This window comes from Actinomadura parmotrematis, from assembly GCF_019458805.1.
GTDB lineage: Bacteria > Actinomycetota > Actinomycetes > Streptosporangiales > Streptosporangiaceae > Spirillospora > Spirillospora parmotrematis.
The window spans coordinates 172,288-198,284 of the sequence record NZ_JAIBOA010000004.1 but is presented as its reverse complement, the minus strand read 5'-3'; the positions used below and the strand labels follow the sequence as shown (position 1 = coordinate 198,284).

The 25,997-nt window shown below is 73.6% G+C and carries 23 protein-coding genes; 15 read left to right on the top strand and 8 right to left on the bottom strand.

Going from position 1 to position 25,997, the window contains the following annotated elements; translation table 11 throughout:
- Positions 1-7: 7 nt before the first annotated feature.
- The 4 genes from K1Y72_RS08320 to K1Y72_RS08305 all read right to left on the bottom strand — a co-directional run bounded on the left by K1Y72_RS08320 (position 8) and on the right by K1Y72_RS08305 (position 3,748).
- Complete coding sequence (locus K1Y72_RS08320) at positions 8-625, bottom strand: TetR/AcrR family transcriptional regulator (protein WP_220164841.1); 618 nt, start codon at positions 623-625, stop codon at positions 8-10.
- Positions 626-630: 5 nt separating this feature from the next.
- Positions 631-1,761, bottom strand: a complete 1,131-nt coding sequence (locus K1Y72_RS08315; protein WP_220164839.1) for a hypothetical protein — start codon at positions 1,759-1,761, stop codon at positions 631-633.
- 14 nt (positions 1,762-1,775) lie between these two features.
- A complete protein-coding gene (locus tag K1Y72_RS08310; protein WP_220164837.1) occupies positions 1,776-3,299 on the bottom strand; it encodes an FAD-dependent oxidoreductase in 1,524 nt (507 codons plus the stop codon).
- 86 nt (positions 3,300-3,385) lie between these two features.
- The gene (locus K1Y72_RS08305) at positions 3,386-3,748 is read right to left on the bottom strand and encodes a hypothetical protein (protein ID WP_220164835.1); all 363 of its coding nucleotides are present in this window, start codon (positions 3,746-3,748) and stop codon (positions 3,386-3,388) included.
- A gap of 103 nt (positions 3,749-3,851) precedes the next feature.
- Here K1Y72_RS08305 and K1Y72_RS08300 point away from each other — a divergent pair, with 103 nt between their 5' ends.
- The 3 genes from K1Y72_RS08300 (at position 3,852) to K1Y72_RS08290 (ending at position 6,901) form a co-directional block, all read left to right on the top strand.
- Positions 3,852-4,853, top strand: coding sequence for a TY-Chap domain-containing protein (locus K1Y72_RS08300; protein WP_220164833.1), 1,002 nt, complete (start codon positions 3,852-3,854; stop codon positions 4,851-4,853).
- A 65-nt stretch (positions 4,854-4,918) separates the two neighbouring features.
- Positions 4,919-5,803 (top strand): SMP-30/gluconolactonase/LRE family protein, encoded by an 885-nt coding sequence (locus K1Y72_RS08295; protein ID WP_220164831.1) that lies wholly within the window; start codon positions 4,919-4,921, stop codon positions 5,801-5,803.
- A 96-nt stretch (positions 5,804-5,899) separates the two neighbouring features.
- Positions 5,900-6,901, top strand: coding sequence for a hypothetical protein (locus tag K1Y72_RS08290; protein ID WP_220164829.1), 1,002 nt, complete (start codon positions 5,900-5,902; stop codon positions 6,899-6,901).
- Positions 6,902-6,908: 7 nt separating this feature from the next.
- On the opposite strand, the gene K1Y72_RS08285 is transcribed toward K1Y72_RS08290, so the two are convergent.
- On the bottom strand, positions 6,909-8,597 hold the full coding sequence (locus tag K1Y72_RS08285) for an AMP-binding protein (protein ID WP_220164827.1): 1,689 nt from the start codon (positions 8,595-8,597) through the stop codon (positions 6,909-6,911).
- 218 nt (positions 8,598-8,815) lie between these two features.
- Here K1Y72_RS08285 and K1Y72_RS08280 point away from each other — a divergent pair, with 218 nt between their 5' ends.
- The 4 genes from K1Y72_RS08280 to K1Y72_RS08265 all read left to right on the top strand — a co-directional run bounded on the left by K1Y72_RS08280 (position 8,816) and on the right by K1Y72_RS08265 (position 14,530).
- Entirely contained in the window at positions 8,816-10,018 is a 1,203-nt protein-coding gene (locus tag K1Y72_RS08280; protein ID WP_220164825.1) for a thiolase family protein, read from the top strand.
- On the top strand, positions 10,015-12,102 hold the full coding sequence (locus K1Y72_RS08275; RefSeq protein WP_220164823.1) for a 3-hydroxyacyl-CoA dehydrogenase NAD-binding domain-containing protein: 2,088 nt from the start codon (positions 10,015-10,017) through the stop codon (positions 12,100-12,102). The genes K1Y72_RS08280 and K1Y72_RS08275 overlap by 4 nt, the downstream gene beginning before the upstream one ends.
- Positions 12,103-12,320: 218 nt before the next feature.
- Complete coding sequence (locus K1Y72_RS08270; RefSeq protein WP_220164821.1) at positions 12,321-13,817, top strand: amino acid permease; 1,497 nt, start codon at positions 12,321-12,323, stop codon at positions 13,815-13,817.
- Between the two features lie 125 nt (positions 13,818-13,942).
- Entirely contained in the window at positions 13,943-14,530 is a 588-nt protein-coding gene (locus K1Y72_RS08265) for a Uma2 family endonuclease (RefSeq protein ID WP_258572105.1), read from the top strand.
- A gap of 4 nt (positions 14,531-14,534) precedes the next feature.
- Here K1Y72_RS08265 and K1Y72_RS08260 read toward each other — a convergent pair whose 3' ends face one another.
- Both K1Y72_RS08260 and K1Y72_RS08250 read right to left on the bottom strand, forming a co-directional pair.
- A complete protein-coding gene (locus K1Y72_RS08260; RefSeq protein ID WP_220164818.1) occupies positions 14,535-15,050 on the bottom strand; it encodes a hypothetical protein in 516 nt (171 codons plus the stop codon).
- A 924-nt stretch (positions 15,051-15,974) separates the two neighbouring features.
- Positions 15,975-16,376, bottom strand: a complete 402-nt coding sequence (locus K1Y72_RS08250) for a hypothetical protein (protein ID WP_220164814.1) — start codon at positions 16,374-16,376, stop codon at positions 15,975-15,977.
- A gap of 259 nt (positions 16,377-16,635) precedes the next feature.
- On the opposite strand from K1Y72_RS08250, the gene K1Y72_RS08245 reads away from it, so the two are divergent.
- Together K1Y72_RS08245 and K1Y72_RS08240 are read left to right on the top strand one after the other, a co-directional pair.
- On the top strand, positions 16,636-17,967 hold the full coding sequence (locus K1Y72_RS08245; RefSeq protein ID WP_220164812.1) for an FAD-dependent oxidoreductase: 1,332 nt from the start codon (positions 16,636-16,638) through the stop codon (positions 17,965-17,967).
- Between the two features lie 144 nt (positions 17,968-18,111).
- Entirely contained in the window at positions 18,112-18,477 is a 366-nt protein-coding gene (locus tag K1Y72_RS08240; protein WP_220164810.1) for a hypothetical protein, read from the top strand.
- 22 nt (positions 18,478-18,499) lie between these two features.
- Here the strand turns inward: K1Y72_RS08240 and dxs are convergent, their stop codons facing one another.
- Complete coding sequence (gene dxs / locus K1Y72_RS08235) at positions 18,500-20,416, bottom strand: 1-deoxy-D-xylulose-5-phosphate synthase (protein WP_220164808.1); 1,917 nt, start codon at positions 20,414-20,416, stop codon at positions 18,500-18,502.
- Positions 20,417-20,568: 152 nt separating this feature from the next.
- Here dxs and idi point away from each other — a divergent pair, with 152 nt between their 5' ends.
- The 6 genes from idi to K1Y72_RS36040 all read left to right on the top strand — a co-directional run bounded on the left by idi (position 20,569) and on the right by K1Y72_RS36040 (position 25,955).
- On the top strand, positions 20,569-21,144 hold the full coding sequence (idi, locus tag K1Y72_RS08230) for an isopentenyl-diphosphate Delta-isomerase (protein ID WP_220164807.1): 576 nt from the start codon (positions 20,569-20,571) through the stop codon (positions 21,142-21,144).
- A 128-nt stretch (positions 21,145-21,272) separates the two neighbouring features.
- Positions 21,273-22,562, top strand: coding sequence for an ABC transporter substrate-binding protein (locus tag K1Y72_RS08225; protein ID WP_220164806.1), 1,290 nt, complete (start codon positions 21,273-21,275; stop codon positions 22,560-22,562).
- Positions 22,559-23,485, top strand: coding sequence for a carbohydrate ABC transporter permease (locus K1Y72_RS08220; RefSeq protein ID WP_372452849.1), 927 nt, complete (start codon positions 22,559-22,561; stop codon positions 23,483-23,485). The genes K1Y72_RS08225 and K1Y72_RS08220 overlap by 4 nt, the downstream gene beginning before the upstream one ends.
- Positions 23,482-24,303, top strand: a complete 822-nt coding sequence (locus K1Y72_RS08215) for a carbohydrate ABC transporter permease (protein WP_308286950.1) — start codon at positions 23,482-23,484, stop codon at positions 24,301-24,303. The genes K1Y72_RS08220 and K1Y72_RS08215 overlap by 4 nt, the downstream gene beginning before the upstream one ends.
- Before the next feature lie 165 nt (positions 24,304-24,468).
- Positions 24,469-25,365 carry a hypothetical protein gene (locus K1Y72_RS36045; protein ID WP_258572104.1) on the top strand — a complete coding sequence of 299 codons (897 nt, stop codon included), beginning with the start codon at positions 24,469-24,471 and terminating at the stop codon, positions 25,363-25,365.
- Positions 25,362-25,955 (top strand): class F sortase, encoded by a 594-nt coding sequence (locus tag K1Y72_RS36040; protein WP_258572149.1) that lies wholly within the window; start codon positions 25,362-25,364, stop codon positions 25,953-25,955. The genes K1Y72_RS36045 and K1Y72_RS36040 overlap by 4 nt, the downstream gene beginning before the upstream one ends.
- Positions 25,956-25,997: the final 42 nt, after the last annotated feature.

Genomic DNA, 25,997 nt, shown 5'->3' with positions numbered 1-25,997 from the left:
CGGTCCGTCAGGCGCGGCCGGCGGGCGCGCGCGACGGGGCGAGGGCGGGGGCCAGCCAGCGGCCGAGGAGGGCGCGGAGGCGGGCCTCGTCCGGCGGCTCGCCGGGGCGCTGGAGCAGCGACGTCAGCAGCCGCATGATGATCTCGGCGAGGCCGCCGAGGTCGTCGCCGGTGATGCCGGCGGCGGCCCAGTCGACCGGGAAGCGCTCCAGCATCGCGGCGCCGTAGGCGATGGCGTCGGCGGTGGTGGCGCCGCGGGCGAACGCGCCGGAGTCGCCGACCTGGAGCAGCAGGCTGAGGTGCGGCTCGGTCGGGATCGTCCGCACGCAGAACACGAGGCCCTCGACGACCGCCTCCGCCGGGTCGGTCGTCCCCTGCAGGTGGGCGATGAGCCGGTCGACGAACGCCTCCGCGCCCTGCGCGGCGACCTCGCCGACGATGTCGCCGATCCGGTCGAAGTGGCGGTAGACGGTCTGGCGGGTGACGCCGAGCTCGGCCGCGACGTCGGACAGGGTCGTCTTCGCGACGCCGTGCCGGTCGATGCAGCGGGCGGTCGCGTCGACGATGCGCTGCCGGGCCTCGGCGTCCGATGCGGGGGGCCGTCCTCCCCAGCCGTGGCGCGCCATGCCCCCTAGGATCGCACAGGCGCGGCGGCCTCCGGCGCCGGCCGGGCCGCGGTCGCGCGCAGCGCGGCGAGCAGGATCGCCGCCGCCGCGACGGCGCAGAGCGCCGCGTACCAGAGGCTCCCGACGGGCGTGCCGTCCTCGGTGACGCCGCCGCGCGCCGCCAGGTAGGCGGGCAGCGCGACGAGCCAGAGCACGGCGTGGACGCCGAGGTAGAGCGCCGGGTAGACCCGCGCGAACCGGGGGGACGCCGGCGGCGGCACCGTCCCGGCGCGCACCGCCCGCCAGGCGTCGGCGAGCAGCCAGAGGCCGGCGGCCCAGACGGCGGCGAGCTCGGCGCCGAGGATCGCCGCCTGGATCCCCGCCCGGTCCGCGCCCCGGAAGGCGCCGCTCGGCGCGCTCGCGACGATCATCGCCAGCGGGGTGAGGGCGCCCGCGACGACCGCGCGCCAGGCGATCTGGAGGCCGCTCAGGCCGTCGCGGGCGCCGGTGAGGCGGACGACGAGGTAGGTCATCGCGCCGAACGACACCGAGGCGAACAGCAGCATGCTGTTCATCGGCACCGCCGCCAGCGCCGGCCGGTTGATCGTCTCGTTGCCGGGGTTCCAGGCCCACCAGCCGAGCTGCGGGCCGAGCTGGTCGAAGACCTCGTAGAAGACCTGGCAGGCGAACGCGACGGCCACCGCGCCCGCGAGCGGCCCGCGCCGGGTGAGGACGCCGAGGGCGCGGACCAGCTCGTAGGCGAGCTGGGAGATCGCCGGGTAGAACGCGACGATGTAGAGCGGCAGCCGGTCGTACATGAACTGCACGCTGAACACGTTGTGCGAGAAGATGAACCCGACCTGGTCCTGGAGCCCGAACCAGCCGGGGAAGTACAGCGGCGGCTCGATCACCGCCAGGTAGACGACCGAGGCGATCCACAGCACCAGGTTCGCGGGGTCGCCGTCGCGCCGCCACCGCCGCCGGGCGTGGACGAGGGCGAACACCGCGCCGCCGACGATGAGCAGCTCCAGGACCGGCATGGTGCCGCTCGCCAGGTCGAACGGGTCGCGGAACGTCACGACGGGGTGGGCGCCGTGGCAGGAGAAGCCGAGCTTCTCCGCGACGCGCTCGGCCGCCGGTTCGCAGGTGTATCCCATGGACGTTCCCCCGCTCAGGCGCCGACGAGGTCGTCGCCGCGGTCCGTCCGCGCGGACGGCGCGCCCGCGGGATCGGTGCGGCCGGTGTAGTCGGTGCCGGGCGGGTCCTCCCGCTCGTCGAACCCGCCGGGCACGACGGTGCGGCCGAGCTTCTCGCGCACCTTGTAGCGGGCGATGCCGAACCAGAACCGGGGGTCGGCCGCCATCTGCCGCAGCGACCGGTCGAGGTTGAACACCTGGGCGAAGGTCCGCTCGACGTAGGCGTCCTCGCGGCTCGCGGCGGTGATGGCGTTGAAGATCGGCCAGCTGAGGCGGGCGGCGAGGCGGCGCCGCCAGCGCGGGACGGTCTCGGTGCCGGTGGCGAAGTCGTACGCCTGGTCGCGGGCCATCGCGAGCATCCAGGGCACGTCCAGGGACGCCTTCTGCCGGGTCAGGAAGTCGCGGGCGAACGCGGCGCCGACCGCGTCGTGGCGGCGCAGCGCCGCGCCGAGGAGGAGCGCGGAGCGGGCGGCCGAGCTCATCCCTTGCGCGTAGAAGGGGTTGAAGGCGCAGATCGCGTCGCCGATGGAGACGATCCCGGCGGGCGGCGCGTCCAGCAGGTCGAAGCGGCGCCACCTGTTGCCGGTGGAGCGGGTCAGGTGCACCTCCGACGTCGGGGTGCAGGCGCGGGCGGCGCGGCCGAAGGCGGTCGCCCGGACGCGGTCCGCGGCCGCCTCGAACGCCGCGGTCTCGCGCGGCATCGGCAGGCCCCACGAGCCCATGCAGACGATGGCGCGGTCGCCCTCGATCGGGAAGAAGTTGCTGAGGAACTCGTGCTCGTCGGGGTGGTCGCCGGTGTCCTGGGTCGGGGTGACGACCAGGTGCTTCCACCACCACGAGGCGGGGCGCCCGCCCGCCGGGGGCAGGTCGTACCAGCGCGAGGTGTAGGTGACCTTGGCGTCGAGGGTGCGCTCGGGCGGCGCGTCCCAGCCCGCCTCGGCGAGCCAGGCGGCGACCGGCGAGCCGCGCCCGAGCGCGTCCACGACGAGGTCGGCGTCCAGGACGGCCTCCGTCCCGTCCTCGGCGCGGTACGCGACGCCCTCGACGCGCCCGTCCGGGGCGCCGCCGCCGGCGCAGCGCAGGCCGGTGACGGTCGCGCCCTCGCGGATCTCGACGGCCGGCAGCTCGCGGACCTTGTCGCGCAGCACCCGCTCGATGAGCACGCGGGAGCTGTAGACCATCGTCATGGACCCCGCCTTGCGCGGCGCCCAGCCGTCGTTCTCGCAGTAGGCGGCGTCCATCGACGGCATCAGGTGCATCCCGCCCGCCGCGATCAGGGCCTCCTCGAAGCCGGGGAAGATCTCGCCGATGGCGCGGCGGCCGGAGTTCAGCAGGAAGTGCGGGTGCTTGCTCTGCGGCACGCCGCGGCGGTGCTCGGCGTCCGGCGGGAGCCGGTCGCGCTCCAGGACGAGCACCTGCTCGAAGTGGCGGGCGAGCGCTCCGGCGGCGCAGAGCCCCGCCACGCTGCCGCCGAGCACCACGGCCGTCCGTCCCCGCATCGCGACTCCATTCATACAGGCGTTGCATGAATGTATGATTCAGGGCGCGGCGGGTCAACACCCCGCGTCCGGCGGAGGGAGGCGGCTCAGAGGTCGGGCAGGGGGTCGCGGGGCAGGCTGTCGCGGGCGAAGACCTCGGCGTCGGCGGCGTTGAGGACGGGCACGTACTCGTCGTCCAGCTCGAAGGACGCGCCGGCGAACTCGAAGCTCGCGCCGCCGCCGGTCTCCACCGGGCCGAGGCGGGTGCCGCGCGGGTAGCTGCCCCACACGCCGTCGGGCCGGCTCCGGCCGAGGGAGCCGGTGGACAGCACGGCGATCCGGTCGTCGGTCACCACGAACAGGAAGCCGGCCCCGCCGCCGCGCGCCGACGCCGGGAAGATGTACCGGATCTGCCCGTCGACGGCGAGGAACTCACGGCAGCGCTCGCGCACCGGTCGCGGTAGCGGCATCGCAGGGCACACCTCTCATGGTGGGCGTCATCGGCCGTTTGTCATCATGCCTTGACTTCAAGTGCCATGACCAGACAAGCCGGTAACGCTACGCTGCGGCGCCATGGGGACGATTCCGCAAGGCTCCTGGGGGCAGGCCGCGCTCTTCCGCGGCCTGGTCGAGCGGCTCGCACCGATCGACATGGGCACCTGGCGGCGCGAGGAGGTGGCGGCGGCGCTGACCACGGCCGGCTGGAAGCGGACGCCGCCGCCCTCGCCGCACCTGCCCGCCAACGTGCTGTTCCAGCGGCTGTCGCCGGAGGGGCCCGGCCTCGGGACGGCGACGGTCCTCGGCGACGCCTCCGACCGGGTGTCGCGGGTCAGCGTCCTCGCCGTCGAGTACATCCGCTACGACGCCGACCCCTACGCGCACGTCGACCTGCTGCGGTCGGCCTGGTACCAGGCCGAGACCGTCCTCGACGCGCCCACCCGGTGGATCAACGGGCCGGGGATGCTCTGGCAGCGCGGCGGCGCCGACATCCGGGTGCGGCTGGACGGCGACCAGATCGTCCTGGACCTGTTCAGCGCCAAGCGGACCGCCCCGGCGGGCGACTGGTACACCGCCTACCCCGCCGAGGTGCCGCCGGCGCGGCTCTGGCGTGGCTCGCAGATGCCCTGGGACCGCTTCCAGCGCCGCCTGGAGGACGGCCTCTACGAGCTCTGCAAGGGCGTCCCGCTCTACCCGGGCCGGTTCATCCTGCACCTCGGCGCCGACCGCGACCCCACCCGCTTCGTCCAGTGCTGGAACGACGGCATGGAGCTGGTCATCGAGGCGACCGGCCTGCTGCACGTCCCCGGCGCGGTGAGCGACGAGCGGCTCCGCGCCGACGGCTGGACGCGCAACCCGCCGGTCTGGCAGCGCCGCTGGAGCGACGCGGGCGACCGGCCGGGCCCCGCGTCGCGGGCCGGCGCCGCGATGCTGACCGGGATGCTGCGGCGGCTCGGCGTCGATCCGGCCGAGCTGAACTACAGCGGGTCGGTGGTCGGCCGCGGCAGCGGCTTCCACCTCGTCCTGCCCCGCCTGGACGCCCTCGGCGTCCACCGCGGCGACCCCGACGCCGGCTAGGCGCGCGACCGCCGGAACGCGCCCTAAGATCGACGGTGTGGGGCGCGCGGCGGAGGGGGGCGCGGTTGCTCGAACCGATCCACCCCGAGATCGTCTGCGACCTCGGCGAGGGGCCGCGCTGGGACGCCGCGACCGGCACCCTGCGCTGGACGGACCTGCACCGGGCCCGGCTGCACGCCGCGCCCTGGAAGGGCCGCGCGCGGACCGTCGACGTCGGCCGGCACCTGCCGCTCGCCTGGACCGCCACGCTGAGCGCCGCCGTCCCGGTCGCCGGGCCGCCCGGCGGCCTGGTCGCCGTGGCCGGCAACGGCCTCGTCCACCTGCCCGCGGGCGGCGGCGCCCGCGCCCTGCGGCCGCTCGTGCCGCCGGGGACGCTCCGGTTCACCGGCGCCGCCTGCGACCCGTCCGGGCGCCTCTGGGCGGGCGCGATGGACCGGCGCGTCGCCCAGGGCGCGGGCCTGCTGATGCGGATCGGCCCCGGCGGCGCCGTCCGCGCGCTGACCGGCCTCACCGCCCCCAACGGCCTGGCGTGGAGCCCCGACGGCCGCACGATGTACGTGACCGACGCGCGGCCGGGCACCATCACCGCCCACCCCTTCGACCCGGTCGCCGGCGCCGTCGGGCGCCCGCGCACCGTCGTCCGCCTCGCCCCGGCCGAGGGCGTCCCCGACGGCCTCGCCGTCGACGTCGAGGGCTGCCTGTGGACCGCCACCTGGACCGGCCGCCAGGTCCGCCGCTACACCCCCGGGGGCCGCCTGCTCACCGCCCTCGACGTCCCCGCCGACCGCGTCGCCGCCTGCGCCTTCGCGGGCCCCGACCTCGGCACCCTCGTCGTCACGACCGGCCGCGTCCCCGGCGCCTCGCTGCCGGGCTCCGGCCGCCTGTACGCCGCCGTCCCCGGCGTCCGCGGCCTGCCCGGCACGCCCTACGCGGGACCGCTGCCGGGGTGACCGCCCCCGTTCTGTCACCGGGGTGACAAAGGCCGCGGGCGGGACGCGCAGCCGGGAGGCATCCGCTTCGCTCGGCGTTCGACCATAATCCGTGCGATGTTCACCGAACCGGGCGCCACCTACGAGGACGACCTGCGCCTCGCCGAGGGGCTGCGCGAGCAGCGGCCCGGAGCGGTCGGGCACGTCTACAACGTCTACGGGCCGCAGCTCATCGCCTACGCCGGCGAGCTGCTCGGCGGGCCCGAGCACGCCGCCGAGGCGGTGCGGGCGGCGCTGCTGGCCCTGCGCGGCGGCCCGGTCGAGGTGCCCGATCCGGCGGAGCTGCGGAACCGGCTGTTCGCCATGGTCCGCGACGAGTGCGCCGCGCGCGTCGCGCCCGCACCGGCGCCCGCCGCCGTCCCGCCCCCGCCTGCGCCCCCGCCCGCCCCGCGTCCTCGGCGGGCCGCGCCCCGGCACGCGCCGCGCCGGGTCGGGAAGGTCGGCCGGAAGACCGGGGCGTTCGCCCTGGCCGGGCTGCTCGCGGCCGCCGCCGTGCTGGTCGCCGCCGCCGTGCTCTGGCCGGACGGCGGGAGCACCGTCCGCAAGGAGGCCCCGGTCGCGGGCGGCGTCACCGGCTCGCCGCCGGTGCCCGCCTCCAGCGACGCGCCGACGCCGAGCGGCGGCCCGTCCGGGGAGCCGACGACCTCGACGTCCGTGCCGCCCTCCCCCAGCGCCTCCCCGTCCGCGTCGCCGAGCCCCTCCAAGAGCCCGAGCAAGCCCGCGGCGCCGAAGAAGAAGCCCTCCCGCGGCGGCCCGGCGACGCTCTCCGTCACCGGCAACGGCTGCCAGGGCGTCGGCGTGGCGGGCATCCCGACCGGATGCTCGATCACCGTGCGCGCCTCCGGCGGCGCCGTCGACTGGTCGGTGGCCTCGACGAGCGCGACCGTCGGGCGCGTCACCGCGTCCGGCCGCGGGCACCTGGCCGCCGGGCAGAGCGCGACCGCGCGGGTCACGATCTGGCCGACGGTCGGCTGCTACATCGCCGGGCGCGGGACGGGCGGCGTGGCGTTCTCCCCCGGCGCGTCCGCCGCCGTCACCTTCAGCTGCCGGCGCCGCTGACCCCGCCTCACGCCGAGGGTTCGGGCCAGGCGACGCGGCCCTCGGGGCGCGTCTCGCGCGGACCCGACGTCAGCCAGCGGTGGACGACCTTGCCGGTGGCATTGCGCGGCAGCTCCTTCAGGAAGTGCACGTCGCGCGGGACGGCGTAGCGGGCGACCTGGGCGTGCACGAAGGCCCGCACCGCGCCGGGGTCGAGCTCGGCGCCGTCGGCCGGGACGATGAACGCCGCGAGCCGCTGCCCCCACTCGGGGTCGCTGACGCCGACGACCGCGACCTCGCGGATCCCCGGCAGCCGCAGCAGCGCGTCCTCGACGTCGCGCGGGACGATGTTCTCGCCGCCCGACACGACCATGCCGTCCCGCCGCCCGTCCACGAACAGCAGGCCCCGGTGGTCGACGTGCCCGAGGTCGCCGGTGGCGAGCAGCCCGCCGCGGACCTCGACCGGCTCGCCGCCGGTGTACCCCTCGAAGATCAGCTCGTTGGCGGCGTGGATCTGCCCGATGGTGGAGCGGCCGACCGCGCGCCCGTCCTCGTCCAGGATCGCGAGCGCGGTGTTGCGCGGCGGGCGGCCCGCGGTGCGCGGGTCGGCGCGCAGGTCGCGCGGCGTCGCGATGGACACCCACGACGCCTCGGTGGAGCCGTAGACGTTGTAGAGCCGGTCGCCGAAGGCGTCCATGAACCGGGTGGCGAGGTCGCCGGGCAGCGCCGCGCCGCTCACCGCGACGACGCGGAGGCCGGAGGTGTCGTAGGCGGCGCGGACGCCCGCGGGCAGGTCCAGGACGCGCTGGAGCATGACCGGGACGGCGAACACGACCGGCTCGCGGTAGGAGGCGATCGCGGCGAGCGTCGCGGCCGGGTCGAAGCGGCGGCGCAGCACGACCGGCGCGCGGAGCGCCCAGGCCATCTGGAGCGCGGCGTAGCCCCAGGTGTGGAACAGCGGCGCCTCGATGATCATGGTGTGCCGGGCCCGCAGCGGGATCCGCGAGACCATCGAGGCGAGCGGCCAGAGCCCCGGGCGCGGCGGCCGCCGGGCGCCCTTCGGCCGCCCGGTCGTCCCCGACGACAGCATGATCGTGCGGCTCTGCACCTGCGGCGGGCCGATCGCCGCCGCCGGGGTCGCCGCGACGAGCTGCTCCACGGTCGGGCCGAGGCCCGGCCCCGGCGGCCGGTCGGCCCACACCACGGTGCGGCGGAGCGCGACGGGTGCGGCGGCGAGCAGCGGCGCGAACTCGGCGTCGGCGACGACGAGGTCGGTGCGCAGCTCGGCGAGGACGGCGCGGACCTGCCCGGCGCCGAACCCGGTGTTCAGCAGCACCACCTCGACGCCCCGCTTGCTGCACGCCAGCAGCGTCTCGGCCATGCCCCGGTGGTTGCGGCAGAGGACCGCGACGCGCGGGCGCGGCCCGGTGAGCGGCAGCCCGGCGGCGAGCCGGGTGCTGCGGGCGTCCAGCTCGGCGTAGGTGAGGACGCCGAGGTCGTCGATCAGGGCGATCCGGTGCGGGGAGCGGGCGGCGCCGGCGGCGACGAGCCCGGCGAGCGTCGTCCCCCAGCGGCGGAACGCGCCGAGGTGGCGCGGGAGGCGCTGGGGCGGGCCGGACAGCACCAGGCCGGTGCGGAGGAGCAGCGACGCGAGATCGCGGACGTGCCCGGCGCGCCGCCGCGGTCCTGGGCGGTAGACGGGCCTCGCGTGCACCACCGCGCCTCCTCCGGTGACTTACCGGTCACGGTACCCACGGGGAGGTGGGGGGACAAGGGACGGCCGCGCAGCTCGTCAGTGGTTACTGACGAGTAGGATGATGGTTACCGGCGAGTAGCACCGTGCTCGCGGGCACCCGCACCGCCCCGTCCCCCGGGCGGGACGGCGCGGGACGCGACCTGACCGATCACGCAGAGCCATTCCAGGGAGGGCGATCCGTGCCTCGCACCGCACGTGACGTCGTGTTCGTCGACGGCGTCCGCACGCCGTTCGGCAAGGCCGGGCCGAAGGGCCTGTACGCCGAGACCCGCGCCGACGACCTGGTCGTCCGCGCCATCCGCGAGCTGATCCGCCGCAACCCGTCGCTGCCGCCCGAGCGGGTCGACGAGGTCGCGATCGCCGCGACGACCCAGACCGGCGACCAGGGCCTCACGATCGGGCGGAGCGCAGCCGTCCTCGCCGGCCTGCCGAAGACCGTCCCCGGCTACGCGATCGACCGCATGTGCGCGGGCGCGCTCACCGCCGTCACCACTGCGGGCGCCGGCATCTCCTTCGGCTCCTACGACGTCGTCATCGCCGGCGGCGTCGAGCACATGGGCCGCCACCCCATGGGCGAGGGCGTCGACCCGAACCCGCGCTTCCTCGCCGACAAGCTGGTGGACCCGTCCGCGCTCGTCATGGGCACGACGGCCGAGAACCTGCACGACCGGTTCCCGCAGATCACCAAGGGCCGCGCCGACGCCTACGCGGTACGCAGCCAGCAGAAGGTCGCCGCCGCCTACGCCGCCGGGAAGATCCAGCCGGACCTCGTGCCGACCGCGATCCGCTCCGCCGAGAAGGGCTGGGGCCTCGCCACCGAGGACGAGCCGCCGCGCCCCGGCACCACGCTGGAGTCCCTCGCCGCGCTGAAGACGCCCTTCCGCGTCGCCGGCAACGTCACCGCGGGCAACGCCGCCGGCCTGAACGACGGCGCCACCGCCTGCCTGCTGGCCGCCGAGGACGTCGCCGCCGAGCTCGGCCTCACCGCCAGGATGCGGCTGGTCGACTTCTCCTTCGCGGGCGTCGAGCCCGAGGTCATGGGCATCGGCCCGGTGCCCGCCACCGAGCGGCTGCTCGCCCGCAACTCCCTCACCATCGACGACATCGGCCTCATCGAGATCAACGAGGCGTTCGCCGTCCAGGTGCTGGCGTTCCTGGAGCACTTCAAGATCGCCGACGACGACGCGCGGGTGAACCCCTGGGGCGGCGCGATCGCCCTCGGCCACCCCCTCGCCTCCTCCGGCGTGCGGCTGATGAACCAGCTCGCCCGCCTGTTCGAGGAGCGCACCGACGTCCGCTACGGCCTCACCACCATGTGCGTCGGCATGGGCATGGGCGGGACCGTCCTCTGGGAGAACGTGAACTGGGAGGGCGCCAAGTGAGCACCACGATCACCGAGATCTTCGCCGGCGAGGTCGTGACGCACGCCCGCGTCCGCGACGTCGCGCTGCCCCTCGGGGCCGGCACCCTGGCGCTGATCACGCTGGACAACGGCTTCGACCACACCAAGCCGAACACCTTCGGCCCGAACGGCCTCGCCGAGCTGGACGCCGCCCTCGACGCCGTCGCCGCGCGCGACGACATCGTCGCCGTCGGCGTCACCGGCAAGCCGTTCATCTTCGCGGTCGGCGCCGACCTCAAGGGCGTCCCGCTGATCCAGAACCGCGAGGACGCGCTCGCCATCGGCAGGCTCGGCCACGACGTGTTCCGCCGCCTCGGCGAGCTGGACGTCCCCTCCTTCGCCTACTACAACGGCGCGGCGATGGGCGGCGGCGTCGAGATCGGCCTGCACTGCACCTACCGGACGGTGTCGCGCAACGTCCCGGCGGTCGCGCTGCCCGAGACCTTCCTCGGCCTCGTCCCCGGCTGGGGCGGCACCTACCTGCTGCCGAACCTCGTCGGCGCCGAGAAGGCCCTCAAGGTCGTCATCGACAACCCGCTCGCGCAGAACCGCGTGCTGAAGGGCGCGCAGGCGTACGAGCTCGGCCTCGCCGACGCGATCTTCGACGCGGCCGACTTCCTGGAGGAGTCGCTCGCCTGGACCGCCCGCGTCCTCACCGGCGCGATCGAGGTCCGCCGCCCCGAGGTCGACAAGGGCAAGGCGTGGGACGACGCCGTCAACCTGGCCCGCTGGACCGTCGACGGCAAGCTGCACGGCGCCGCGCCGTCCTTCGTGCGCGCCCTGGACCTCATCGCGGCCGCCAAGGACCGCACCCGCGACGAGGGCTTCGCCGCCGAAGATGAAGCACTGGCTTCCCTCATCATGAGCGACGAGCTGCGCGCCGGGCTGTACGCGTTCGACCTGACGCAGAAGCGCGCCAAGCGTCCGGCGGGCGCGCCCGACAAGGCCCTGGCCCGCAAGGTGACCAAGGTCGGCGTCGTCGGCGCCGGCCTGATGGCCTCCCAGCTCGCGCTGCTGTTCGCGCGGCGCCTGGAGGTCCCGGTCGTCCTCACCGACCTCGACCAGGAGCGCCTGGACAAGGGCGTCGGCTACGCGCACGGCGAGATCGACAAGCTGCTCGGCAAGGGCCGGATCTCCGGCGACAAGGCCAACCGGCTGAAGTCGCTGATCTCCGGGTCGCTGACCAAGGACGCGTTCGCCGACGCCGACTTCGTCATCGAGGCCGTCTTCGAGGAGATGTCGGTCAAGCGGCAGGTGTTCGCCGAGGTCGAGCAGCACGTCTCGCCCGAGTGCGTCCTCGCCACCAACACCTCCTCGCTGTCGGTGTCGGAGATGGCGTCCGGGCTGGCGCACCCCGAGCGGGTCGTCGGCTTCCACTTCTTCAACCCGGTCGCGGTGCTGCCGCTGCTGGAGATCGTCCGCGGCGACGCCACCGACGACGCCGCGCTCGCCACGGCGTTCGCGGTCGGCAAGCAGCTGAAGAAGTCGTGCGTGCTGGTCAAGGACGCCCCGGCGTTCGTGGTCAACCGCATCCTGCTGCGCCTCATGGCCGAGATCATCCAGACGGTCGAGGAGGGCACCCCGATCGACGTCGCCGAGCGCGCCGCCGCGCCGCTCGGGCTGCCGATGCCGCCGTTCGTCCTGATGGGCCTGGTCGGCCCGGCGATCGCGCTGCACGTCAACGAGACGCTGCACGGGGCGTTCCCCGAGCGGTTCCCGCTGTCGGAGAAGTTCGGCGCGTTCGTCGCCGCCGGCAAGCGCGGCGTCTACCTGCCGGACTTCACGCTCGACCCCGAGGCCGTGGAGATCTTCTCCGGCGGCACCGCGCCGTCCACCGAGGAGCAGGTCCTCGCCCGCGCCCTCGACGCGCTCGCGCAGGAGATCGGCCTCATGCTGGACGAGGGCGTCGTCGCGGCCGCGCAGGACATCGACCTGTGCATGATCCTCGGCGCCGGCTGGCCGTTCCACCTCGGCGGCATCACCCCGTACCTGGACCGCACCGGCATCGCCGAGAAGGTCAACGGGCGCCGCTTCCTGGAGCCGGGCGTCGCCTCGCTCGGCTGATCACCAGACCCCGCGCGGGGCCCCGGGGCGATCCCCCGGGCCCGCGCGGAATCCACGACCGGAGCCCGCCGCGACGTCCGCGGCGGGCTCCGCCGTTTTCTTTTTACGGACAGGCCTTTCGCCTCATAAACGTGACTTTCGGACACCGTCTGGTTTCGCGCGGCTCCCGCCGGTGATCACAAGGTCGACCCCTGTGCACCGCGAGGAGGAGGCCCGAGGTGAACCTGCTGCGCACCAAGTCGGTCGAGCAGTCGATCCGCGACACCGAGGAGCCGGCCCACCGGCTGAAGCGGGACCTGTCCGCGCTCGACCTCACCGTCTTCGGCATCGGCGTCATCATCGGCACCGGCATCTTCGTCCTCACCGGCGAGGTCGCCAAGGAGAAGGCCGGGCCCGCCGTCGCCCTGTCGTTCATCCTCGCCGCCGTCGTCTGCGGCCTCGCCGCCCTCTGCTACGCCGAGTTCGCCTCCACCGTCCCGGTCGCCGGGTCGGCCTACACCTTCTCCTACGCCACGCTCGGCGAGTTCCCCGCCTGGATCATCGGCTGGGACCTCATCCTGGAGCTGGCGCTCGGCGCGGCCGTGGTCGCCGTCGGCTGGTCCGGCTACCTCGCCTCGCTGCTGGACAGCGCGGGCATCACGCTGCCGGCGGCGATCGCCAATCCACCGGGCGAGGACGGGGGCGTCGTCAACGTCCCGGCGATCATCCTGGTGCTCGCCATCACCGCGCTGCTCGTCACCGGCGTGAAGATCTCCTCGCGGGTCAACGCGGTCGTGGTGGCGGTCAAGCTCTTCATCGTGCTGCTGGTGATCTTCGCGGGGCTGTTCTTCGTCAAGGGCGCGAACTACCACCCGTTCATCCCGGCGGCGAAGTCCAACCCGTCGGTCGACGGCCTCGCCGCGCCGCTCATGCAGGTGCTGTTCGGCATCAGCCCGGTCAGCTACGGCTGGCTCGGCATCTTCGCCGCCGTCGCCGTCGTCTTCTTCGCCTACATCGGCTTCGACATCGTCGCGACCGCCGCCGAGGAGGCCAAGCGGCCGCAGCGCGACCTGCCCATCGGCCTCATCGGCTCGCTGGTCATCACCGCGGTCCTGTACGCGGCGGTCTCGCTCGTCGTCGTCGGCATGCAGAACTACAAGGACCTCAGCACCAAGGCGCCCCTCGCCGACGCCTTCAAGGCCGTCGGCCACCCGGCGTTCGCCACCGTCATCAGCATCGGCGCCGTCGCGGGCCTCATGACGGTCGTGCTCATCCTGCTGCTCGGCCAGAGCCGGGTGTTCTTCGCGATGAGCCGCGACGGCCTGCTGCCGCCCTGGCTCGCGGCCGTCCACCCGCGCTTCGGCACCCCGTACCGCAGCACGATCCTGATGGGCTGCATCGTCGCGGTCCTCGCCGGCTTCATCCCGCTGTCGGAGCTCGCCGAACTCGTCAACATCGGCACCCTGTTCGCGTTCGTGGTCGTGTCGGTCGGCGTCGTCATCCTCCGCCGCACCCGCCCCGACCTGGAGCGCTCGTTCCGGACGCCGCTGGTGCCGCTCGTCCCGATCCTGTCGGTCCTGGCCTGCCTGTTCGTCATGCTGAACCTGCCGGTCGAGACCTGGCTGCGCTTCCTCGGCTGGCTCGTCGTCGGCGCGATCATCTACTTCCTCTACGGCGCCCGCCACAGCCGCGTCGGCCGGGGCGAGAACGCCGCCCCCAACCCCGAACACCTCTGACCCGCACCACGGCTCTGCCGCCCTTCAAGCCCGCGTGACGAACGCCGGTCTACCCTGGGACGAGGTGTCACCATAGGCATCAAGGTCCGCGAGCGTAACGACTCGAACACGAAGGGCGTACGGGAATGACCGCCGAACCGATCCAGGGCCAGCATGTCTTTTTGCCCTACCCGCCCCCTGGGGGGTTCACCGTGGCGGATCTCCCTCGACTGACCGAAACGGTGGACGCCCGTTTCGAGCTCATCGACGGAGCGATCATGATGATGGCGCCCACCACCGTGTGGCACGACGAGGTCATGGACCTCCTCAAGCACGCCCTGCGGCGGAGCGCTCCGGAGGACCGGGTCATCACGACCGAGAAGGGCGTGGAGCTCAACGCCGGGACCGCTCCCGAACCCGATGTCCTCGCGGTCGCGAGGTCCGCGGTGAGCGCGGGCAGCTACACCTTCGTCCCGAGCGACGTGCATCTTGTCGTGGAGGTCGTGTCCCCCGGCACCCGCACCAAGGACCGCAAGCTGCGCCCTCTCCAGTACGCCGAGGCGGGCATCGCCCTGTTCTGGCGGGTGGAGAACGAGAACGACCGCATGGCCGTCTACACCTTCGAGCTCGATCCGGCGACCGGCCAGTACGCCCCGACGGGCGTCCACCGCAAGGTCCTCAAGGTCGACCGGCCCTGGCCCATGGAGTTCGACCTTCCCGACGTGACCTGGTGACCGCTCAGTAGCGCTCGGCGGCGCAGCCTCCCCTGTCGGTCATGCGCCATCTGGGGACGGCCTCCAGGGAGCCGCGGTCGAACGAGGAGATGTAGCGGCAGCCATTGTCGGCGACCACCTCGACCCGGTCCGGCCCGAGGAAGCGCGCCGACTTCGGCGCCCCTGCCTTCGCGACGCTTTCCCAGACGCCCGACTGCTGGGCGAGCAGCCCGTGCCCCGCCCGCAGGACCACCTCGTAATAGGGGTCGAAGAACCCGGTTCCGGACAGCGTCACGAGCGTGTGCCGGCCGTCCGCCGAGACGACGCGCGCCGCGACGGTCCCCTTCAGCGCCAGCGAGTCGACGTAGCCGACCACCACGGCCGCCGAGCAGCCCAGCGAGCCGACGAGGATGCCCGCCGCCGCTGCGAGCGCTCCTCTGCCGAGCCGCGCGTACAGCGCCGCAGCCGTCACCACCGACGCCACGGCCAGCATCACCGCCAGCAGCGTCGCCCGCTCGCGCAGGTTCCAAGGGTCGGCCACGAGAAACGCCACCACCGACCAGAGCCCGACCACTCCTGCGACCGCTCCCGCGTCCGCCTTCCACCGCCCGGCCATCAACGCGTTCCAGTAGGCGTGGCGGAAAGCGTCACGGTGCCCGTCCTGCTCTCCGCGGTCGGAGAACGGCCGGGCGGCCCACCCTCGTCTCTCAAACCCCGCTGTCCGTACGCCTCCAGCGCCTCGCGCGGAGCGAACCGGCCGGGCATCAGCTCGTGGAGTTCACGCTCGGTCATCTCCACATCGCCGATCTTGACCATGCCGCCCGGATCGCTCTCCACCTGGTAGCGCGCCACAATCTCGGCAAGGGAACGGCGGCCCGCGACATCATTGGGGTTCGCCTCCCAGAACGCACGCGCGGCGTTCAGCGCCGGATCGGCGGTGGGCGAGTCCAGGATCGTGGCCGACAACATGCCGAGCGTTTTCGCGACTTTCCCATCGGCCTGCCGTGCGGCTTGTAGAGCCACATCGAACTGAGCACGAAGCCGGGTCGTCTGCTGTTGCAGTGTCAGTTGCTGCGCGATGGTCGGCGGTTGCCCGCTCGAAGGGCCAGGTGCCCGCAGCGAACCGTCGTCCCCCACGGTGAACTTCCAGGTTCGGGCTTGCTCCAATGCCTCTTGCAGTGTCCGTTGCGCCGCGCCGAACGACTGACGGGCGGCGCCGAGCACCTTCACGATGCCACCGACCGTTTCCCGGGCGGTATAGGTCTTCTCTCTCAGCACCTGCAGTTGCGCGTGCGCGGCCTCGGCGTCCTTTCCGGTCCAACCCTGGAGCCCGCGCTCCTGCATCTCCTTGACCCGTTCGTGGGCGACGGTGAGGGTCTCCCGCATCTTCACCCAGGCGTCGGACGCCTCGGCCAGGGGACCGAGCCTGGCGTCGCGAAGGCCCGCGAAGGTCACCGTCACCGGTTCACCTGCCGAGCGCCTTCGTGATGGCCTGCACGGCCTGCCGGTTGACCGCCTCGGCCAGCAGGTGGTTGTCGGCGGTGCGAAGCATCTTCGGGCCGACCCCACCGATCTCGCCGGCCAGCTTGTTCAGTCCGTCCTCCCAGCCGGCGGTCAATTGCCGGAGCGCCGTGGCGCTGGCCCAGTCAACTCCTAAGGAGGATGCGGCACGATCGGAGTCTGGAGCGGTAGCGGACACGCCGGCTCGGATATGGCGCTGCGCGTCGTCGGCGGGTCCAGCCATCGCTTTCAGGCGGTCTGCGTACACCGTCACGCCCTGTCCATCGGAATTCTCCGAGCCCGGGGCCGGCGGGTCGGGTCTTTCATCGGGTGTCCTGGTATCGAGCAGACGATCGATGTGCGTCATCGCGGATGTCCTTGCCGGCAGACGGGCACTCACAGGAGGCGCGGGCGGGGACCGCGGCCGATCGCGGCGGGGGCGATCTCTCGCCGCCGACCTTGACACAAGTTGCGAAGGCGGTCAAAGGGTCAATGGCGGGCTAGAGATCATCTTTTGAACGAACTTCGTCGTCTTGAGCGGCCCGTGGCCCGGGCCACCCTGGTGACCTGGGCGGACCGTTCAGTGGCACGGGTCACTGTGTTCGGCCGCCGGGCGGGTGTGCACAATGGCCCGCATGGCTGCTGTGCGCGTCGCGGTGATCGGTTCAGGGCCCGCGGGCCTGTACTCCGCCGAGGCCCTGGTGAAACAGACGGACGGCGAGGCCCGCGTCGACGTGTTCGACCGGCTTCCCACCCCCTACGGCCTGGTGCGCTACGGCGTGGCGCCCGACCACACCTCGATCAAGGCGATCGCCAAGTACCTGCAGAAGGTGCTGGAACACCCCGACGTGCGCTTCCTCGGCGGCGTCGAGCTCGGCCGCGACGTCACCCGGGACGACCTGCTCGGCTGCTACGACGCGGTGATCTACGCGACGGGCGCCATGGTGGACCGGCGCCTCGGCGTGCCCGGCGAGGACCTGCCCGGCAGCGTCGCCGCGACCGACTTCGTCAACTGGTACTGCGGCCACCCCGACGCCGCCGCCCACGCCTTCGACCTGTCGGTCGAGGAGGTCGCGGTGATCGGCGTCGGCAACGTCGCGGTGGACGTCGTCCGCATCCTCGCCAAGACGCCCGCCGAGCTGCACGCGACCGACATGCCCGAGCAGGTGATCGCGGCGCTGGAGGCGAGCCGCGTCCGCCGCGTCCACATGATCGGGCGGCGCGGCCCGGCGCAGGCCAAGTTCACCACCAAGGAGCTCCGCGAGCTCGGCTCCCTGGACGGCGTGCACGTGCACGTCCAGCCCGGCGACATGGAGCTGGACGCGGCGAGCCGCGCCCTCGCGGACGCCGACCGGCACGTGCGCGGCAACGTCAAGGTCATGGACGGCTGGACGACCGTCCCCGACGGCACCCGCCCCCGCCGCATCGACGTGCGGTTCTGGCGCGCGCCCGTGGAGATCGAGGGCACGTCCTCGGTCACCGGCCTGAAGCTGGAGCGCACCGCGCCGGACGCCGACGGCCGGGTCCGTGGGACCGGCGAGTTCGAGACGCTGCCGGTCGGCATGGTGCTCCGCTCGGTCGGCTACAAGAGCGTGCCGCTGGCGGGCCTGCCGTTCGACGAGCGCGCCCACGTCGTCCCGAACGACGGCGGCCGGGTGGCGGGCCGGCCCCGCGAGTACGTGGCGGGCTGGATCAAGCGGGGCCCGACCGGCGTCGTCGGCACCAACAAGTCCGACGCCGCCGAGACCGTCCGCCACCTGCTGGAGGACGTGCGGCCCGGCACCGCGCCCGGCGCGGTCGAGGACCTGCTGGAGGCGCGCGCCCTGCCCGTCGTCACCTACGCCGACTGGCTGAACCTGGACGCCGCCGAGGTGGCGCTCGCCCGGTCGCTGAGCCGCGGCGAGCGGGTCAAGCTCGCCCACTGGGAGGCCATGCGCAACGCCTGCCGGCCGGGGTAGCCAACCACCGAAGAGGCGGCGGTTCGCGGCATCCCCTTCCGAATCGCCGGACCTTCCGGGCCTATCACGGCAAACGGAGGCCGGGCGCGGGACCGCCCCCGGGAAGGCCGGACGCGGGCGCGACCGGGGCGCTAGCGTGCCGGTGTGCCCGATGGTCCAGAGCTGTACGGCTTCCCTCCGCCCGGCGCGCTGCCCGACCTGCGGTGGCTCGGGCCCGACTACGTGTCGGTGCTCGTCTACGACCTGACGCAGGGGCTGCTGCGCCAGGACGGCGGCACCCGCGTGATGGGGGTGCGCTGCGAGGGCGAGCCCGAGCTGCGGGCCGCCGTCGACCCGGCGGGGGTGATCCGCGCCCACGACGCGTGCTTCCCGCTGCAGGTGTTCGTCCAGGACGGCGCCGGCCGCCCCTGGCGGCTGCGCGGCCGCTGGACCTACGCGGGCCGCGACCTCGGCACGACCGGCGCGTCCATCGACCACTTCTGGCGGCTGCTGTCCGCCGAGGGCGTCTGAGGCGCCCCCGGCGGGCGGGCGGCTACTCGCTCGGGGCGTGCTCGCGCGGGGAGGCCGAGCGGCGCGCGACGGCCTCGGTGACGTCGCGGGCGAGGCCCTGCGCGGTCAGCCCGATGTCGGCGAGGATCTGGCCGCGCGAGGCGTGGTCGAGGAACTCCTGCGGGATGCCGAACGTGCGGAGCGGCACGTCGACCGCCTCGTCGCGGAGCTGCCGGGCGACGGCGTCGCCGACGGCGCCGGTGCGGCCGTTGTCCTCGACGACCGCGACGAGGCTGTGCCGCCGGGCGAGCGGGACGAGCGCCGGGTCGAGCGGCTTGACCCAGCGCGGGTCGACGACGGTGACGCCGATGCCCTGCGCGGCGATCAGCTCCGCCGCCTCGACGGCGGTGCCGGCCATGGATCCGGCGGCGACCAGCAGCACCCGGGTGCCGTTGGCTCCGTCGTGGCGGGCGAGGACGTCCATGCCGCCGGCGGTGCCGATCGCCTCGACGTCGGCGGGCGCGGCGCCCTTGGGGTAGCGGATCGCGGTGGGGCCGTCGGAGACCGCGACGCACTCGCGCAGCAGCTCGCGGAGGCGGGCGGCGTCGCGCGGGACGGCGATGCGCATGCCCGGGACGAGGCTGAGGATCGACAGGTCCCACATGCCGTTGTGGCTGGCGCCGTCGTCGCCGGTGACGCCGGAGCGGTCCAGCGCGAAGGTGACCGGCAGCTTGTGCAGCGCGACGTCCATGAGGACCTGGTCGAACGCGCGGTTGAGGAAGGTGGCGTAGAGCGCGACGACCGGGTGCAGGCCGCCGGTGGCGAGGCCCGCCGCCGACGTCGCGGCGTGCTGCTCGGCGATGCCGACGTCGTAGGTGCGGTCGGGGTAGGCGTCGGCGAACGGCGCGAGGCCGACCGGGTAGAGCATCGCGGCGGTGATCGCGACGACGTCGGGGCGGTCGGCGCCGATCGCGACCATCTCCGCGCCGAACACCGACGTCCAGGACGGGCCGCCGCCGGGCTTGGACACCGTCTCGCCGGTGGCGGGGTCGAAGGCGCCGCCGCCGTGCATGCAGTCTTCCTCGTTGTTCTCCGCGGGCGCGTAGCCGAGGCCCTTGCGGGTCATGGCGTGCACGATGACGGGGCGGCCGAAGCCGCGGGCGCGGCGGAGCGCGTTCTCCATCGCCTCGGCGTCGTGGCCGTCGATCGGGCCGACGTACTTCATGCCGAGGTCCTCGAACATGGCCTGCGGCTGCAGGACGTCCTTCAGGCCCTTCTTGATGCCGTGCAGCGCCTCGTAGGCGACGGCGCCGACGACCGGGGCGCGCGGCACCGTCTTCTTGATCAGGTCGAGGGCGTGCTCGTAGCCGCGGGTGACGCGCAGGTCGGCGAGGTGGCTGGCGAGGCCGCCGATCGTCGGCGAGTAGGAGCGGCCGTTGTCGTTCACCACGATGATCACCGGGCGGTCGGTGCCGGCCGCGATGTTGTTCAGCGCCTCCCAGCACATGCCGCCGGTGAGCGCGCCGTCGCCGACGACCGCGACGACCGCGCGGTCGCCCTCGCCGCGCAGCTGGAACGCCTTGGCGAGGCCGTCGGCGTAGGACAGGGCGGTGGAGGCGTGCGAGTTCTCGATCAGGTCGTGGTCGGACTCGGCGCGGCTCGGGTAGCCCGACAGGCCGCCGCGCCGGCGCAGCTCGGCGAAGTCCTGGCGGCCGGTGAGCATCTTGTGCACGTAGGCCTGGTGCCCGGTGTCGAAGAGGATCTTGTCGTGGGGCGAGTCGAACACCCGGTGCAGGGCGATCGTCAGCTCCACCACGCCGAGGTTCGGGCCGAGGTGCCCGCCGGTCCTGGAGACCGCGTCCACCAGGGCCTCGCGGATCTCCGCCGCGAGCCGGGGCAGCTGCGTGGCGTCCAGTCGCTTGAGGTCCTCCGGACTCGTGATCGACTCAAGCAGGGTCACGCTGGTCATCTCCTCCATCAGGGGCTCGTCCGCCCCTGGTCGTCGGGCGGTTCCGAGTTTACAGACCGTTGGGGTGCGGCGTGTGTGGCCCCGCGGCCAGGGGTGACTGCGCTCACATGTGGCCGGGGTGACCCCTGCGATACAACTGGGGCATGAGCGTCGAGGAGATCGTGCTGCTGAACGCCGCCGACGAGGCGGTCGGTGCGGCGGACAAGGTCGCCAGCCACCACGGCGAGACCCCCTACCACCTGGCCTTCTCCTGCTACGTCGTCGCGCCGGACGGCCGGGTGCTGATCACCCGCCGGGCGCTGTCCAAGCGGACCTTCCCGGGGGTGTGGACGGGCAGCTGCTGCGGCCACCCCGGCCCCGGCGAGGGCCTGCGCGACGCCGTCCGGCGGCGGCTGCGCGACGAGCTCGGCGTGACGGCCGGCGAGATCACCAGCGTGCTGCCGTCCTTCCGCTACCGCGCCGTCGCCGCGGACGGCACCGTCGAGCACGAGCGCTGCCCGGTGGTGCGGGCGGTCGCGGCCGGCGAGGCCGTGCGGCGCAACCCCGCCGAGGTCGAGGACGCCGAGTGGTGGACCTGGCAGGAGTGCCTGGACCTGGTCGACCACCCCGCGTCCTCGCCCTGGTACCGGCTCCAGATGGCCGAGCTCGCGCCGCTCGGGGCGCCCCTGGACTGGCCGGACGCCGGAACGGCCGCGCTGCCGCCCGCCCTCCCCTGGTGACGCCCGCCACTGCTGCGGACCGGACGGGGGCCGGGTCACCGGAAGATCACAGTTTCGCCGCGCGGCGTTGACCCGCCCGCCGTCCGAACGGACGCTTGGTTCCTCGGGGTCACCGAAAGGGACAGGCGATGCGTGGACGCTGGAAGGCGGCCGCCGCGATCACCCTCAGCGGAATGCTGGCGGTCTCCGGTTGCGGCGGCGGCGACAAGAAGAGCAACGACGACGCGAGCAAGGTCGAGGTCTTCTCCTGGTGGACCGGCCCCGGCGAGGCCGACGGCCTGGCCGCGATGGTCGCCGACTTCAAGAAGAACAACCCGAGCACCCAGTTCGTCAACGCCGCCATCGCGGGCGGGTCGGGCACGCAGGCCCAGGCCGTCCTGGCGAGCCGGCTGCAGAACCGCAAGCCGCCCGACTCCTTCCAGGGGCACGCGGGCGCGGAGCTGCTCGACTACATCAAGGCCGCGCAGATCGAGCCGCTGGACTCCTTCTACGACCAGAACGACCTGCGGTCGGTCTACCCGCAGCAGCTCCTCCAGCAGATCTCCCACCAGGGCAAGATCTACTCGGTGCCGGTGAACATCCACCGCTCCAACATGCTCTGGTACAGCCCGGCGGTGCTGAAGGAGGCCGGGATCGGCGGCCCGCCCGCCACGATCGCGATGTTCATCACCGACCTGAAGATGGTGAAGGAGAGGACCAAGAAGATCCCGCTGTCGCTCGGCGCGCAGTGGACCGCCGACCACCTGCTGGAGAACGTGCTGCTCGGCGACCTCGGCACCGACGCCTACAACGCGCTGTGGAAGCCGGGCGCCGACTGGAGCGGCCCGGCCGTCACCAAGGCGCTGACCGACTTCGCGGAGATCCTGAAGTACACCAACACCGAGGCCGCCTCCACCGACTGGCAGGGCGCCGCCAAGGACGTCGTGGACGGCAAGGCCGCCTTCAACATCATGGGCGACTGGGCGTACGGGTACTTCATCGGCGGCGCGCCGAACGGCCTCGGCAAGAAGCTCGACACCGACTTCAAGTACGCGCCGGCGCCCGGCACCGACGGCACCTACATGTGGCTGTCGGACTCCTTCACCCTGCCGAAGGGCGCCCCGCACCGGGCGGGCGCGCTCGCCTGGCTGAAGGAGGCGTCCAGCAAGCAGGGCCAGGACCTGTTCAACCCCAAGAAGGGGTCCATCCCGGCGCGCACGGACGCCGACAAGGCCCTCTACACCGGCTACCTGCAGTACGCCTACAACGAGTGGCACAAGCCGGGCATCAAGCTCGCCGGGTCGTTCTGGCACGGCGTGAACGCCACCAAGAAGCAGCACACCGACATCGACACCGCGGTCGGGCTGTTCCTGCAGAGCAAGGACGTGGCCAAGTTCCAGGCCGCCCTCTCCGCCGCCGCCAAGAACAGCGGCCAGTGACGGCGGAGACGTCCGCGCCGCGGCGGCGCCGCCGGACCGTCCGGATCCGGCGGGCGCTGCCCGGCCTGCTGATGCTGTCCCCGTCGATCGCCGCGATCGGCCTGTTCGTCTACGGGCTGATCTTCTGGAACCTGCGCGAGTCGGTCAGCGGCCGCCATGACGAGGTGTCGCCGTTCCACTTCGACAAGGGCCGGAACTACGCCGACCTGTGGCACCAGTCGAGCTGGCCGCCCGCCGTCCGGCACGCGCTGCTGTTCACCGCCGTGTTCGTCCTCGGGGCGCTGCTGCTCGGGGCGTTCCTGGCGTTCCTGATGGACCGCGGCGTGCGCGGCGAGGCCGGCTTCCGGATGATCTACCTGTTCCCGATGGCGATCTCGTTCATCGCCAGCGGGGTGGTGTGGCGGTGGCTGATGAACCCCGCGCCGCCCGAGCGGGCCGTCGGGCTGAACCAGCTCTTCCGCAAGGTGCACCTCGGCGGGCTCGCCAACGACTGGTGGCAGGACCCGCACTGGGGCATGGCGGCGATGGCGGTCCCGGCGATCTGGCAGATGTCGGGGTACGTGATGGCGCTCTACCTCGCGGGGTTCCGCGGCGTCCCCGAGGACCTGCGCGAGGCCGCCCGCGTCGACGGCGCCTCGGAGTGGAAGGTCTACCGGTACGTGGTGTTCCCGCAGCTCCGGCCGGTGACGCTGTCGGCGCTGATCATCCTCGGGCACATCTCGCTGAAGGTGTTCGACCTCATCATGGCGATCGCCGGCAAGCAGATCATCACCTACGTCCCGGCCGTCGCGACCTACGTCGAGGTGTTCGACCGGCACGACCCCGCCAACGGCGCCACCATCGCCGGCTACCTGCTGTTCGCGGTCGCGCTGCTGGTCGTCCCCTACCTGGTGTGGACGGTGCGGGCGGAGCGGCCGCGGTGAGCGGCGTCCTGCGGCTCGTCCGCCCGGCGCTGCTGCTGGCCTTCGCGGTCGTGTTCCTCATCCCGGTGTACGTGCTGCTGGTGACGAGCTTCAAGCCGTTCGCCGAGGCCGACCCGAGCGCGGCGTGGAGCCTGCCGCGGCACTGGAGCGTCGAGGGCTGGAAGGCGGCGTGGCCGGTGCTGCGGCCCGGCCTGGCCAACAGCTTCAAGATCGCGATCTCGGGGTCGGTGATCTCGGCGGCGCTCGGCTCGCTGAACGGCTACGTCCTCGCCAAGTGGCGGTTCCGCGGCGCCGACGCGGTCTTCACGCTGTTCCTGTTCGGCATGTTCATCCCCTACCAGGCGGTGATGATCCCGCTCGCCGGGCTGCTGACCCGGATGGAGCTCGTCGGCACCATTCGCGGCCTGGTGCTCGCGCACGTCGTCTACGGGCTGCCGATCTGCACGCTGATCTTCCGGAACTACTACGTGACGATCCCCGACGAGCTGATCGAGGCTTCCCGGGTGGACGGCGCCGGGATGCTGCGCACCTACGCCTCGGTGGTGCTGCCGGTGTCGGGCCCGGCGTTCGCGGTGACGGTCATCTGGCAGTTCACCTCGCTGTGGAACGACTTCCTGTTCGCGGTGTTCCTCGGCGCGCCCGACAGCTGGCCGGTCACGGTGATGCTGAACAACACCGCCGGATCGGGCGCGGTCGCCGTCCAGTACGACCAGCAGATGGCCTCGGCGCTGCTCGCGTCGCTGCCGACGCTGCTGGTCTACCTGCTGCTCGGGCGGTTCTTCATGCGCGGGCTGATGGCGGGGGCGCTGAAGGGCTGACCTCATCCGGCCACCGCGTCCCGGCGCCCCGGCCACCACATGATCCTTACACTGCGCGATGGGCGCGCCACGCTCCCCGGCGGTCACGGCGACAACCCCCGTACCGCGCGGCGCGTCCCCCCGCACGACCGATGGTCCGAGCCCACCCCCCAGGCAAGGAGCACCATGGGCATCACCCGCTTCTCCGTGGCGGGCGCCGTCACGGGCGCCGCGCTCGCCTGCGCGGCCGCGCCCGCCGCCGCCGCGGACGACCCCCCGAAGATCACCGCCGGCGCCTTCCCGGCGTCGGTCGGCGACAACCTGGCGCTCTCGGTGACGGGCTGCGCGTCCCGGCCGTACGCCCTCTCCCCCAACGAGATCTTCGCCAAGGGCGAGCCCGAGGACTGGGCCGACGAGGGCGACGGCGCGTGGAGCGCGTTCGGCGCCACCGCCGGCTCCCTGGAGAGCGGCCACTCCTACGTCACCCGCTTCGCCTGCCTGACCAAGGGCGGCCTCCGCACCTTCGAGCTGTCGGTCACGGTGCCGAAGGGCGCCGGCAAGCCGCCCGCGACGACCCCGCCGCCGTCGGACGGCGGCGGTGGCGGCGGCCGCTTCTCGTTCGGCTCCGACGACGTGAAGCTGACGCCCCGCGCGGTGACGCCCGGCGGCGCCGTCACGATCACCGTGACCTGCCCCGTCCAGCCGAGCGCGTCCTCGGGGTCGTTCGTCGCCGCGCCGCGCTTCGACGCGATCGGCAACGGCGGGAACAGGTGGGAGGGCAGCTCGGACTACAAGCCGTCGCTGCCGTCGACCGTCAAGCTCGTCGTGCGGTGCCCCGGATACGGGTCGGTCTCCTACAGCTCGCACCCGGAGCGGACGCCCGGGACGGGATCGGGCGGCAGCGGGGGCACGGGGACGGGCTCCGACCCGACGATCCCGGTGGGCGCCCCCGACACCGGCGACGGCAGCACCTACGGGACGTCCGAGGGCGGCGCCGTCCTGCCGCTCGCCGGCGCGGCCCTCGCCCTGACCGGCGGCGGCGTCCTCGCGGTGCGCCGGCGGCGCGCCGAGGGGCGCGCCTGAACCGGCGCGCGGCGGCCGGCGCCCTGGCGCTCGCCGCCGTCGCGCCGCTGGCGGCGTGCGGGTCGGACGACTACTCCGGCGGTCCCGTCGACCCGGGCGGCACGGCGGCGCCCGGAGCCGCGCGCCCGCTGCCGCGCTCGCTGCCGGCCACCATAGCCATCCCCCGCCTCGGGGTGTCGGCGCCCGTCACCGAGCTCGGGCTGCGGGCCGACGGGCGGATCGAGACGCCGCCGCTGTCCCGCCCGAACCTGGCGGGCTGGTGGGAGCGCGGGCCGACGCCGGGCGAGGACGGGCCGTCCGTCATCATCGGGCACGTGGACGCGCTGCACCGCCCCGCGGTCTTCGCGCGCCTGAAGGACCTGCGGCCCGGCGACCGCGTCCAGGTGAAGCGGCGGGACGGGCGGACGGCGACGTTCGCCGTGGAGCGCGTGGAGCGCGTCGCCAAGACCGATTTCCCCGGGCGGAAGGTGTACGCCGAGCGCACCGGCTACGCCGCGCTTCGGCTGGTGACCTGCGGCGGGGCGTTCGATTCCGCGTCCGGGCACTACCGCGACAACGTCATCGCCTACACCCGAATGGTGCAGGCCTGACTTTTCCGGCGCGCCAGGTTGCCCCGCGCGGCCCGGTCGTGA

Excerpts from the sequence above, each read along its gene's own strand:
- K1Y72_RS08320 (WP_220164841.1), bottom strand. The coding sequence starts at position 625 with ATGGCGCGCCACGGCTGGGGAGGACGGCCCCCCGCATCGGACGCCGAG.
- K1Y72_RS08315 (WP_220164839.1), bottom strand. The coding sequence starts at position 1,761 with ATGGGATACACCTGCGAACCGGCGGCCGAGCGCGTCGCGGAGAAGCTC.
- K1Y72_RS08310 (WP_220164837.1), bottom strand. The coding sequence starts at position 3,299 with ATGCGGGGACGGACGGCCGTGGTGCTCGGCGGCAGCGTGGCGGGGCTC.
- K1Y72_RS08305 (WP_220164835.1), bottom strand. The coding sequence starts at position 3,748 with ATGCCGCTACCGCGACCGGTGCGCGAGCGCTGCCGTGAGTTCCTCGCC.
- K1Y72_RS08300 (WP_220164833.1), top strand. The coding sequence starts at position 3,852 with ATGGGGACGATTCCGCAAGGCTCCTGGGGGCAGGCCGCGCTCTTCCGC.
- K1Y72_RS08290 (WP_220164829.1), top strand. The coding sequence starts at position 5,900 with ATGTTCACCGAACCGGGCGCCACCTACGAGGACGACCTGCGCCTCGCC.
- K1Y72_RS08265 (WP_258572105.1), top strand. The coding sequence starts at position 13,943 with ATGACCGCCGAACCGATCCAGGGCCAGCATGTCTTTTTGCCCTACCCG.
- K1Y72_RS08250 (WP_220164814.1), bottom strand. The coding sequence starts at position 16,376 with ATGACGCACATCGATCGTCTGCTCGATACCAGGACACCCGATGAAAGA.
- K1Y72_RS08245 (WP_220164812.1), top strand. The coding sequence starts at position 16,636 with ATGGCCCGCATGGCTGCTGTGCGCGTCGCGGTGATCGGTTCAGGGCCC.
- idi (WP_220164807.1), top strand. The coding sequence starts at position 20,569 with ATGAGCGTCGAGGAGATCGTGCTGCTGAACGCCGCCGACGAGGCGGTC.
- K1Y72_RS08225 (WP_220164806.1), top strand. The coding sequence starts at position 21,273 with ATGCGTGGACGCTGGAAGGCGGCCGCCGCGATCACCCTCAGCGGAATG.
- K1Y72_RS36045 (WP_258572104.1), top strand. The coding sequence starts at position 24,469 with ATGGGCATCACCCGCTTCTCCGTGGCGGGCGCCGTCACGGGCGCCGCG.